At 72.4% G+C, this 11212-nt stretch carries 13 protein-coding genes; 12 read left to right on the top strand and 1 reads right to left on the bottom strand.

Annotation, left to right across the window (positions count from 1 at the left end):
* The 5 genes from CR938_RS12335 to CR938_RS12315 all read left to right on the top strand — a co-directional run.
* Positions 1–1137: DUF3182 family protein (locus CR938_RS12335; protein WP_246191087.1), on the top strand; the 1137-nt coding region annotated here is incomplete at its 5' end.
* Positions 1121–1918 carry an alpha/beta hydrolase family protein gene (locus CR938_RS12330; protein WP_162125303.1) on the top strand — a complete coding sequence of 266 codons (798 nt, stop codon included), beginning with the start codon at positions 1121–1123 and terminating at the stop codon, positions 1916–1918. The genes CR938_RS12335 and CR938_RS12330, both read left to right, overlap by 17 nt.
* Before the next feature lie 150 nt (positions 1919–2068).
* Complete coding sequence (locus tag CR938_RS12325; RefSeq protein WP_162125302.1) at positions 2069–2482, top strand: HU family DNA-binding protein; 414 nt, start codon at positions 2069–2071, stop codon at positions 2480–2482.
* 165 nt (positions 2483–2647) lie between these two features.
* Complete coding sequence (locus CR938_RS12320; protein WP_162125301.1) at positions 2648–2950, top strand: DUF3861 family protein; 303 nt, start codon at positions 2648–2650, stop codon at positions 2948–2950.
* A gap of 51 nt (positions 2951–3001) precedes the next feature.
* The gene (locus tag CR938_RS12315) at positions 3002–3511 is read left to right on the top strand and encodes a hypothetical protein (protein WP_162125300.1); all 510 of its coding nucleotides are present in this window, start codon (positions 3002–3004) and stop codon (positions 3509–3511) included.
* A gap of 258 nt (positions 3512–3769) precedes the next feature.
* Here the strand turns inward: CR938_RS12315 and CR938_RS12310 are convergent, their stop codons facing one another.
* Positions 3770–4237 (bottom strand): SET domain-containing protein, encoded by a 468-nt coding sequence (locus CR938_RS12310; RefSeq protein ID WP_162125299.1) that lies wholly within the window; start codon positions 4235–4237, stop codon positions 3770–3772.
* Between the two features lie 213 nt (positions 4238–4450).
* On the opposite strand from CR938_RS12310, the gene CR938_RS12305 reads away from it, so the two are divergent.
* From CR938_RS12305 to CR938_RS12275, 7 genes are read left to right on the top strand one after another with little or no spacing between them, the layout of a single operon-like run.
* Positions 4451–4903, top strand: coding sequence for an SUF system Fe-S cluster assembly regulator (locus tag CR938_RS12305; RefSeq protein WP_162125298.1), 453 nt, complete (start codon positions 4451–4453; stop codon positions 4901–4903).
* A 15-nt stretch (positions 4904–4918) separates the two neighbouring features.
* Positions 4919–6376 carry a Fe-S cluster assembly protein SufB gene (sufB, locus tag CR938_RS12300; RefSeq protein ID WP_162125297.1) on the top strand — a complete coding sequence of 486 codons (1458 nt, stop codon included), beginning with the start codon at positions 4919–4921 and terminating at the stop codon, positions 6374–6376.
* Positions 6377–6435: 59 nt separating this feature from the next.
* Positions 6436–7200, top strand: a complete 765-nt coding sequence (gene sufC / locus CR938_RS12295; protein WP_162125296.1) for a Fe-S cluster assembly ATPase SufC — start codon at positions 6436–6438, stop codon at positions 7198–7200.
* The gene (sufD, locus tag CR938_RS12290) at positions 7200–8507 is read left to right on the top strand and encodes a Fe-S cluster assembly protein SufD (RefSeq protein ID WP_162125295.1); all 1308 of its coding nucleotides are present in this window, start codon (positions 7200–7202) and stop codon (positions 8505–8507) included. The genes sufC and sufD overlap by 1 nt, the downstream gene beginning before the upstream one ends.
* Positions 8504–9772, top strand: coding sequence for a cysteine desulfurase (locus CR938_RS12285; RefSeq protein ID WP_162125294.1), 1269 nt, complete (start codon positions 8504–8506; stop codon positions 9770–9772). The genes sufD and CR938_RS12285 overlap by 4 nt, the downstream gene beginning before the upstream one ends.
* A gap of 57 nt (positions 9773–9829) precedes the next feature.
* Complete coding sequence (locus tag CR938_RS12280; protein ID WP_162125293.1) at positions 9830–10378, top strand: GNAT family N-acetyltransferase; 549 nt, start codon at positions 9830–9832, stop codon at positions 10376–10378.
* Complete coding sequence (locus CR938_RS12275; RefSeq protein WP_162125292.1) at positions 10375–10704, top strand: non-heme iron oxygenase ferredoxin subunit; 330 nt, start codon at positions 10375–10377, stop codon at positions 10702–10704. Before CR938_RS12280 ends, CR938_RS12275 begins: the two co-directional genes overlap by 4 nt.
* Positions 10705–11212: the final 508 nt, after the last annotated feature.

The raw sequence follows: 11212 nt of genomic DNA, 5'->3' as shown, positions 1-11212 counted from the left end.
GCCATGGCGACCCGCGCCGGCTCCCCGCCCCGCACCGTCCTGGTCCTGCGCACCGGCAGCCAGCCGCGCGAGGACCACGAGCGCACCACCCAGGAATGGGTGGCGCGGCGCCTGGCCGAGGCCCTGGGCTGGCGATACGGCGGCGCGTTCGATCCGCAACGCCGGCCGCCCCCGGGAGGCTGCTACCTGGTGCCTGACGAGACCCTCACCTGCGCGCAGGCGCGGCACCTGGGCATCCGCGACGAGGACGATCTGTTCGGCGGGGTGGTGCCGCATCCCTTCGTCGCCAGCAAGGTGATCACCCATCCGCTGCCGGGCGCGGACGCAGCCGCGCCGCCTGGCTGGGAGGCGTCCATGGCCGCGCACCTGGAGGACGCGGGGCTGCCCGGCTTCAGCGTGTTCGACCCGGCCGCGGCCGGGCGCGCCGGGCGGACGCTGCTGGCCCAGGTCGGCCCGATCCGGATCAAGCCGGCGCAGGCGCGCGGCGGCCCCGGCCAGTGCCGCGGCGCCGACGCGGAGGCGCTGCGCGCGGCGCTGGCCACGCTGGACCCGGCCTGCGTGCGCGCCCACGGCCTGGTGCTGGAGCCGGACCTGGCGCAGGCGACCACCTGCTCGGTCGGCGAGATCCGCGTGGCCGGCTTGCGCCTGTCCTACCTAGGCACGCAGTGCCAGGTCGCCGACCGCGACGGCGCGGAGGTGTACGGCGGCTCGCGCCTGCGGGTGGTGGCCGGAGGCCTGGACGCGCTGGAACCGCTGGCCCGCGATCCGGCCGAGCGGCAGGCACTGCGGCATGCCCGCCGCTACGACGCGGCGGTGCAGGCGGCCTACCCGGGCTTCTTCGCCTCGCGCCGCAACTACGACGTGATCGTCGGCACCGACGCCGCCGGCCAGCGGCGCTGCGGCGTGCTGGAGCAGTCCTGGCGGCTGGGCGGCGCCTCGCCGGCCGAGGTGGTGGCGCTGGCCGCCCTCCTGCGTCCGGGCGCGGCGCCCGTGCTGGAGGTTTCCTGCCACGAATCGCACGCGCCGGACCACGGGCCGCCGCCCGGCGCCGAGGTCCATTACCGCGCCGCCGGCGCGGCACGCGGCCCGCTGCTGAAGTACGTCATGGTGGAAGGTTCCCTTGGACATACGGATTGACCCGGTCGACATCGCGGTGGACGCGGACCAGGTGTCGGGCACCCTGCTGGCGCCGGCCACAGCACTGCCCGGCGTGCTGTTCGTGCACGGCTGGGGCGGCAGCCAGGAACACGACCTGGGCCGGGCGCGCATCGCCGCGGGCCTGGGCTGCGTGTGCCTGACCTTCGATCTGCGCGGCCACGAGCGCACCTCCGCGCAGTGGGAAACGGTCAGCCGCGCGCAGAACCTGGCCGACCTGGTGGCGGCCTACGACTGGCTCGCCGCCCGCCCCGAGGTGGACCCGGACGCGATCGCGGTGGTGGGCATCAGCTACGGCGGCTATCTGGCCGCCCTGCTGACCGCGCTGCGGCCGGTACGCTGGCTGGCCCTGCGCTCGCCGGCGCTCTACAAGGACGAAGGCTGGGAGCTGGCCAAGCGCCGCCTGCACGAGGACCCGGACCTGCCCGCCTTCCGCCGGCGCCGGGTGGACTGGCAGGACAACCGCGCCCTGCGCGCCTGCCACGGCTTCACCGGCGACGTGCTGCTGGTGGAGGCCGAGCACGACCAGACCGTGCCGCACACCGTCGGCGAGAACTACGCGGCGGCCTTCGCCCGCGCCCGTTCGCTGACCAAGCGGCGCATCGCCGGGGCCGACCACGCCTTCTCCGGCAAGCCGGAACAGAAGGCCTACACCGAGGTGCTGGTCGGCTGGCTCACCGAGATGGTGCGCGGGGCGCGCGAGCGCGCCGCCGGCGAGCGGGTGGAGGAGCGCAAGCGCGCGCGCCGGGCTGGAACGGGCTGACCCCGTGCCCGCCTGCCCCCTTCCGGCCGTCTTTTCCGGCGCTTTTCCCCCGTTTTTCCTCTTGGCGGCGGCCCGCGCATGGCCTACATTGGCCTTCGCCGACGACGTCGGTGAACCCGAAACCACCCAATCGAACGGAACAGGAAATTTATGGCGAAGACCACCAAGAAGCCGGCCGCCAAGAAGGCCGCGCCGAAAGCGGCCAAGAAGGCCGCCGCTCCGAAGAAGGCTGCCGTCGCTGCCAACAAGCCGCTGAAGGAAGTCCTCGGCAAGTCCGCGCTGATCAAGCACCTTGCCGAAACCAGCGGCGTGGTCGCCAAGGACGTCAAGGCCGTCCTCGCCTCGCTCGAGGCCGCCGTCGCCGGCGCCATCAGCAAGAAAGGCGCGGGCACCTTCACCCTGCCGGGCCTGTTCAAGGTCACCGCGGTCAAGGTTCCGGCCAAGCCGCGCCGCAAGGGCATCAATCCGTTCACCAAGGAAGAGCAGTGGTTCGCCGCCAAGCCGGCCACGGTGAAGGTCAAGGTCCGTCCGCTGAAGAAGCTCAAGGACGCCGCCACGGCCTGATCCGCGCGGTCCAGGACCACGCAGGGGCGGCAGCGATGCCGCCCTTTTCTTTTCCGCCGGATGAACGACGCGGCGCGCCCGGCTGGAACGGTCCATCGTGGCCATGGGCTCGCCTGGGCCGGGGTACGGGCCTATCTTCACTGCACCCTCAGGAGCCCGCCTGCGATGTCTTCTCCCACCCACCGCTACCGGATCACCGTCACCCCGGTCGAGAAGGACGGCCTGCCCTGCACCGGCCGGTGCAGCATCGAGTTCGAACAGGCCAGCGACCAGGACTGGATGCGGCTGGTCGAACGCACCCAGCGCCTCCCCGGCCTGAGCGGTGACGAGCGCACCGCCCTGGCCGTGGCCCTGCGCATGCTCGACGGCCTGGCCCGCCGCCCGCGCGGCGGCGATGACCCGCTGCGCGACCTGCGTGCCCCCGTGGCCGCGCTGCTGGAGCGCATCACCCCGCCCGCCGGGCGCTGATTCCCGGCCCGCCCGCGCGCTATGCTGCCGTCCTCGTCCGGGGAGGCCTGCATGCGCCGCTGGTTGCCGACCCTGCTGGTCCTGCCGCTGGCACACTGCAGCTGCCAGCATTCGCCGCCGCCACCGGCGACTGCCGAGGCTTCCGCGCCTCCCGTGGCCACCCCGGCCGATCCTGCCCCGGCCACGGCCGCAACCGCAGAACCCGCGCGCGCAGCCCAGGAAAGCGCCGCCGCCCGCGAAGCGCTGGCCACCCTGCACGCCTACCTCGGCGCCCTGCCCGGCGATCCCGCACGCGCCGACACCTTCTGGGCCGGCGGCCGCCCGGACGGCGGCGACGCGCCGCTGCGCGAGCTGGCGGGCCTGCGGGCGATGCGGGTGGACAACGGGCGCCCGCGCCCGCTGGACGAAAACCGGCCGCCGCGCGCGTTCGAGATTCCGGTGCACCTGCGCCTGGACGTGGAGGCCGGCCCGGCCCGCGTGGCCGGCTGGTACCGGCTGCGCGTCAGGGCCACGGGCGGCTGGGAGATCAGCTCCGCCTCGCTGCGGCCGGAGCTGGACTGACCGCACTTCTCCGGCCGGGCCCGTGGCAATCGTGTCCGCCTGCAGGAGGCAGGAGCCGCGCCAGCGGCGACCCGGCCGGCATTCCGGCGCCGGCGCTCGACCGCCACCCGTGATGACACGCCCCCCTGCCGTCGCGTCGCGGCGTGCCCGGCTCCTGCCGGGGAGTGTGGCGGCCCGGCGTTGAACCGCCGTCCGGCGGGCGCAGGCCGGGGGGCTCCGGTCCGGTGCATGCGCCGGACCGCATGGGCCCGCCGTGCCTCAGCGCTTGGGCTGGAGCATGGTCCCGGTGCACTTGGGCGAGCCGCAGCGGCAGGCCCAGATCTTCTTCAGGCGCGGGGTATGCCGCTCGGCCAGGGTGATGCCGTAGTTGTAGGCCAACTCCTCGCCGGGACGGATGTCGCGGATGGCCTCGATGAAGATCCGGTCCTTGCGGCGGTCGCCGCCCGGGTGCTCGACGATCACCGCCTCGCAGTTGGGATCGCAGCTGTGGTTGATCCAGCGGGCGGCGTTGCCCTCGTAGTTGGCATCCACCACCCACTCGTCATTCAGGGTGAACAGGAAGGTGTGGCCGCTTTCCGGATCGCCCGAGGTGTCGGCATCCACCTCGGCATGGCTGCGCCGCCGGCCCTTGTACTCGATGATGCGCTCGCCCTTGCGGATCGGCGCCACGGCGAACACGCCGTTGCCGTGGATGGGCGATCTCCTTGCGACGATCTTGCGGGGCATGCGCGTTCCGGGCCGTGGGGGGAAGGAGACGATTCTCGCCCATGCCGGCGCCCGGCCCAAGCCCCGGAACCTGCGGGTGGCCGGGCGGCGGATGCCCCTTCCCGCCCGCCGTGGCGGCCCCGCGCGGCGGCCGCCAGGCGCATTCAGCGCCAGGTTGGCCTTGCCGGCGGCTAAAGCGTACAATTTCGGTACGTTTTAGAGCCGCCCCTTCCGATGCTGCGCGTCACCAAGCTGACCGACTACGCCACCGTCGTCCTGACCGTGCTCGCCGCGCGCCAGGGCGAGGTGCTGAGCGCGGCCGAGCTGGCCGAGCAGTCGGGGCTGGAGCAGCCCACCGTGAGCAAACTGCTCAAGCCGCTGGCCCAGGCCGGCCTGGTCGAGGGCCTGCGCGGCGTGCACGGCGGCTACCGCCTCAGCCGCGACGCCGGGCAGATCACCCTGATCGAGATCGTCGAGGCCATGGAAGGGCCGCTGGCGATGACCGAGTGCAGCCAGCACGAGGGCAGCTGCGGCATCGCCCACCAGTGCGGCGTGCGTGCCAACTGGCGGCTGATCAACGACGTGGTCGCCGACGCCCTGCGCGGCGTGACCCTGGCGCAGATGCTGCGCCCCCCACCCTCCTCGGCAACGCGCCAGCGCGAGATCGCCGCGCGCCTGACCGTCTGACCCCAAGGCAGCCCGATGGCCACCGAAGTCTCTCCCCCGCAGAACGCCGAAATCCTCGAACGGCTGGGCCGCCGCTACGAGGCCGGCTTCGTCACCCCGATCGAGTCGGACTCGCTCCCGCCCGGCCTGGACGAGGACACCATCCGCCAGCTCTCCGCCAAGAAGGAGGAGCCGGAGTGGATGACCGAATGGCGCCTGGCCGCGTACCGGCGCTGGCTGCAGATGCCCATGCCCAACTGGGCCAAGCTGAAGATCGCGCCGATCGACTTCCAGGCCATCAGCTACTACGCCGCGCCCAAGGGGCCGAAGTACAAGTCCCTGGACGAGGTGCCCAGGGAGCTGATCGAGACCTACGACAAGCTGGGCGTGCCGCTGCACGAGCGCGCGCGCCTGGCCGGCGTGGCCGTGGACGCGGTGTTCGACTCGGTCTCGGTGGGCACCACCTTCCGCAAGGAGCTGGCCGAGAAGGGCATCATCTTCTGCTCCATGTCCGAGGCCATCCGCGAGCACCCCGACCTGGTGCGCAGGTACCTGGGCAGCGTGGTGCCGCCGGGCGACAACTACTTCGCCGCGCTCAACTCGGCGGTGTTCTCCGACGGCAGCTTCGTGTTCATCCCCAGGGGCGTGCGCTGCCCGATGGAGCTGTCCACCTACTTCCGCATCAACGCCGGCCATACCGGCCAGTTCGAGCGCACCCTGATCATCGCCGAGGAGGGCGCCTACGTCTCCTACCTGGAAGGCTGCACCGCGCCGATGCGTGACGAGAACCAGCTGCACGCGGCGGTGGTGGAGCTGGTGGCGCTGGATGATGCCGAGATCAAGTACTCCACGGTCCAGAACTGGTACCCCGGCGACGAGGAAGGCCGCGGCGGCATCTACAACTTCGTGACCAAGCGTGCCGAGTGCCGCGGCGCGCGCAGCAAGGTCACCTGGACCCAGGTGGAGACCGGCTCGGCCATCACCTGGAAGTATCCGTCCTGCGTGCTGCTGGGCGACGACTCGGTGGGCGAGTTCCATTCGGTGGCCCTGACCCACCACTGCCAGCAGGCCGACACCGGCACCAAGATGATCCACGTCGGCAAGCGCACCAAGTCCAAGATCGTCTCCAAGGGCATCAGCGCCGGCCGTGGCCAGAACACCTACCGCGGCCTGGTGAAGGTGGACCGCAACGCCGACGGCGCGCGCAACTACACCCAGTGCGACAGCCTGCTGATCGGCAAGCGCTGCGGCGCCCACACCTTCCCCTACATCGAGGTGAAGAACCCCGGCGCCACCGTCGAGCACGAGGCCACCACCTCCAAGATCAGCGAGGACCAGCTGTTCTACTGCCGCAGCCGCGGCATCTCCGAAGAGGACGCCGTCTCGATGATCGTGGACGGCTTCTGCAGGGAGGTCTTCCGCGAGCTGCCGATGGAGTTCGCGGTCGAGGCCAAGAAGCTGCTGGAAGTGAGCCTGGAGGGCAGCGTGGGCTGAAGAAGCCCGCTGCCGCAACCCAATCGCAAGGGCGGGCCGCGCCCGCCACGGAAGACATCATGCTGAAGATCGAGAACCTGCACGCCAGCGTCGCCGGCAAGGAAATCCTCAAGGGCCTGTCGCTGGAGGTGAAGCCGGGCGAGGTGCACGCCATCATGGGCCCCAACGGCGCCGGCAAGTCCACCCTGGGCAACATCCTGGCCGGACGCGACGGCTACGAGGTGACCGCCGGCTCGGTCGAGTTCGACGGCCGGGCGCTGCTGGAGCTGGAACCGGAGGAGCGCGCCGCCGCCGGCCTGTTCCTGGCCTTCCAGTACCCGGTGGAGATCCCCGGGGTGAACAACACCTACTTCCTGCGCGCGGCGCTCAACGCCCAGCGCAAGGCGCGCGACCAGGAAGAGCTGGACTCGATGCAGTTCCTCAAGCTGGTGCGCGAGAAGCTGGCCGTGCTGCACCTGAAGGACGAACTGCTGCACCGCGGCGTCAACGAGGGCTTCTCCGGCGGCGAGAAGAAGCGCAACGAGATCTTCCAGCTGGCCGTGCTCGAGCCGAAGCTGGCGATCCTGGACGAGACCGACTCGGGCCTGGACATCGACGCGCTCAAGACCGTGGCCGACGGCGTCAATGCCCTGCGCACCGCCGAGCGTTCGTTCCTGGTCATCACCCACTACCAGCGCCTGCTGGAGTACATCAGGCCGGACGTGGTGCACGTGCTGGCCGACGGCCGCATCGTCCAGACCGGCGGCCCGGAGCTGGCGCTGGAGCTGGAGAAGCACGGCTACGCCTGGCTGAAGGACCGGATGGCTCCGGAGAAGGTGGCGTGATGAACGCGCTGCTCGATTCCTTCCGCGCCGGCTTCCAGGCGCTGCGCGACCCGGAGGCCCAGCAGCTGGGCGCCGGCCGCCGCGCCGCGCTGGAGGGCCTGCTGGCCGACGGCCTGCCCGGCCCGCGCGAGGAGGCCTGGAAGTACACCACCCTGCGCCCGCTGGAGCGCCGCGCCTTCGCCCCGGCCGACGCCACCCCGCCGGCGTTCGACGCCGCCCTGCTGGCCGGCATCCCCGCCCCGCGCCTGGTGTTCACCAACGGCCGCTTCGACGCCGCCCACAGCGACCTGTCCGGGCTGCCGGAGGGCGCCGGCGTGGAGCCGCTGTCGCGGGTACTGGAGCGCGGGGAGCCGCGCGACGCCAACTTCCTGCTGCGCCGGTACGAGCGCCGCGACGAGCCTTTCGCCCGTGCCAACGCCGCCCTGGCCGAGGAAGGCGCGGTGGTGCGGCTGGACATCGGCGTGCGGTTGCCGGCGCCGCTGCACCTGGTCTTCGTCGGCGTGCCGCAGGACGGCGACCGCGCCTGGCACCTGCGCCATTTCTTCGAACTGCACGAGGACGCCGCGCTGGACCTGGTCGAGTACCAGTTCGGAACCGGCGACCACGCCCACCTGTCCAACGACGTGCTGCACCTGCACGCCGGCAAGCGCGCCGTGGTCCGCCACGCGCGGGTGCAGGCCGACGCCGCGCGCGCGACCCGCTTCGCCCGCACCGACGCGGTGCTGGCGCGCGGGGCGCAGTACCACCGCTTCGACCTGGAGCTGGGCGCGGCGCTCAGCCGCAACGAGCTGAACGTGCGCCTGGAGGGCAACGGCGCCAGGCTGACCGCCAACGGCGTGCTGCTGGGTGACGGCCGCCGCCACGTGGACACCCGCCTGGGCATCGAGCACATCGCCCGCGACACCGCCTGCGAACTGCTCTGGCGCGGCATCGCCGACGGCCGCAGCCGGGTGGTGTTCCACGGCGGCATCAACATCCGCCCGGGCGCCGACGGCACCGACGCCAGCCTCTCCAACAAGAACCTGCTGCTGTCGGCCGACGCCGAGGTGGACACCCAGCCGGTGCTGGTGATCGACGCCGACGAGGTCAAGGCCGCGCACGGCGCCACCGTCGGCCAGCTGGACGCGGACACGCTGTTCTACCTGCGCTCGCGCGGCGTGCCGGCGCCGGAGGCGCGGCGCATGCTGACCGTGGCCTTCTGCCGCGAGCCTCTGCTGGCGCTGGAGGACGACGGCCTGCGCGAACTGCTGCTGGCGCGCCTGGACGCGGCCCTGGCCGCCGCCTGGGGCGCCGGGGAGGGCGCATGAACGGGCCGGCCGTGCACGACGCCGCCCTGCCCCTGCGCGGCGACGGCGGCCGGGTGGACTGGGGGCGCGTGCGCGCCGATTTCCCGCTGCTGATGCGCCAAGTGCACGGCAAGCCGCTGGTCTACCTGGACAACGCCAACACCAGCCAGAAGCCGCTGCCGGTGATCGCCGCGCAGGACGAGTTCTACCGCCGCTACAACGCCAACGTCAGCCGCGCGGTGCACGCCCTGGGCACCGAGGCCACCGACGCCTACGAGGCCGCGCGCGCCAAGCTGGCCGGCTTCCTCAACGTGCGTGCCGACGAGCTGGTGCTGTGCAGCGGCACCACCTTCGCCATCAACCTGGTGGCCTACTCGTGGGCGCTGCCGCGGCTGAAGGAAGGCGACACCATCCTGGTCTCGCGCATGGAACACCATGCCAACATCGTGCCCTGGCAGCTGGTGGCCCAGCGCACCGGCGCCAGGATCAGGGTGGCCGAGCTCCTGCCCGACGGCAGTCTGGACCTGGAAGGCCTGTACCGGGCCATGACCGGCGAGGTGAAGCTGCTGGCCGTGGCGCACGTGTCGAACGTGCTGGGCACGGTCAACCCGGTGCGCGAGATCTGCCGCGAGGCGCGCCGCCGCGGCATCGTGACGGTGGTGGACGGCTCCCAGGCCGCCCCGCACATGAGGCTGGACGTGGCCGCCATCGGCTGCGACTTCTACGCCATCACCGGCCACAAGATGTGCGGCCCCACCGGCACCGGCGCGCTGTGGGCGCGGCGCGAGCACCTGGAGGCGATGCCGCCGTTCATCGGTGGCGGCGAGATGATCAAGGAAGTCAGCTTCGAGGGCACGGTGTTCAACGACCCGCCGCACAAGTTCGAGGCCGGCACGCCGAACATCGCCGGCTTCGTCGGACTGGGCGCGGCGGTGGACTACCTGCAGCGGCTGGGCATGGACAACGTGGCCGCGCGCGAGGCCGGGCTGCTGGCCCACGCCACCGAGGCGCTGCAGGCCGTGCCCGGCCTGCGCATCCTCGGCACCGCGCCGGGCAAGGCGGCGGTGATCTCGTTCCTGGTCGAGGGCGCGCACGCCCACGACATGGCCACCCTGCTGGACCTGGAGGGCGTGGCGGTGCGCTCGGGCCAGCACTGCGCGCACCCGCTGCTGCAGTACTTCGGCGTGGCCGCGACCCTGCGCGCCTCGCTGGCCTTCTACAACACCCATGAGGAGATCGACCGCTTCGTGGAGGCCCTGCTGAAGGTGCGCCGCCTGCTCTGCTAGGCTGGACCACCGCGCGGCGGCCACCGCCGCCGCGCCGTCCACCACCACGCCGTACCCATGTCCCGCCTGCCGCAGTTCCGCTTCCGCCACGCCACGCCCGCCGACATCCCCGCCCTGGTCGAACTGGTCACCTCCGCCTACCGCGGCGAGAGCAGCCGGCGCGGCTGGACCACCGAGGCCGACCTGCTGGACGGCCAGCGCGTGGACCCGGAGCTGTTGCGCCAGGACCTCGTGCGCCCGCGCAGCCTGGTGCTGCTGGCCGAGGGCGGTGACGGCCTGCTGGCCTGCGCGCACGTGGCCGAGGAGGATGGCGCCGGCTACTTCGGCATGTTCGCCGTGCGCCCGGACCTGCAGGGCGGCGGCCTGGGCAAGGCGGTGCTGGCCGAGGCCGAGCGCATCGCCGCCGAGGACTGGGGCCTGCCGGCCATGCGCATGACCGTGATCGACCTGCGCGAGGAGCTGATCGCCTACTACCAGCGCCGCGGCTACCGCCGTACCGGCGTGCACAAGCCCTTCCCCTACGGCGACGAGCGCTTCGGCATCCCCCACCGTCCCGACCTGCGCTTCGAGGTGCTGGAGAAGCCCCTGCGCGAGGTGGTGGCATGAGCGTCACCTGGACCCTGGTCTGCCCCAGCGGCGAGCTGCTGCCGGGCGAGATGCGCAGCGTGTACGACGCGGTCACCGGCACCCCGATCCTGGTGTTCAACCTGGACGGCGAGCTGTACGCGCTGGAGGACCGCTGCAGCCACGAGGACTTCGAGCTGTCCTCCGGGACCTTCGATCCGGCCACCGGCAGCATCGAGTGCATCCTGCATGGCGCCCGCTTCGACGTGCGCGACGGCCGGCCGCTGTGCCCGCCGGCCTACACCCCTGTGGCCCGCTTCCCGGTCAAGCGCGAGGACGGCCACATCTGGACCCGCGACGACCGCTGACCCGTCCGCGACCGGCCCGGCACCGGCATCCCTCCGCCTGCCGGCGCCTCCGCGCCTCCTCCCGGGCTGGCCGGTGTCGTGCGCGACGCCTCGCGGGCCATCCGGCATCCCGGCCCGGCCCTGCTCCTTCCGTGACGCGCCAAAGGGGACGAACGGGATTCGTTTCCCGTTGCATTTGAGAACCATTCCCGTTTAAGATGGCGCCATCGGGCAACCGCCACTTCCCGGGAACGCGCGTGATCCAGAACCGCCAGCCTGCCCCAGCCTGTCCCGCCGCGCCGGCGCCACTGCCGCGCCACGGCGTTGCCCGGGCAGTCGGCGCGCCCCCCACCGCCAGCGGGCATCCGGGCCAGGCGCCGCCGCCGGCCTGAACCGCCAGCCGCGCACTTCCCCCCTCCTTCCCGCTGCAGACCCACGCGCTACGGCCCTGTCTCTTATACCCCTCTGACGCTGCCGCCGACAAGAGAGGGGAGGGCTCTGGTGGTGGGCGGACGCCTCAACAGAACAA

Source organism: Pseudoxanthomonas taiwanensis (assembly GCF_010093135.1).
GTDB lineage: Bacteria > Pseudomonadota > Gammaproteobacteria > Xanthomonadales > Xanthomonadaceae > Pseudoxanthomonas > Pseudoxanthomonas taiwanensis.
This window is presented reverse-complemented; position numbering and strand designations above follow the sequence as displayed.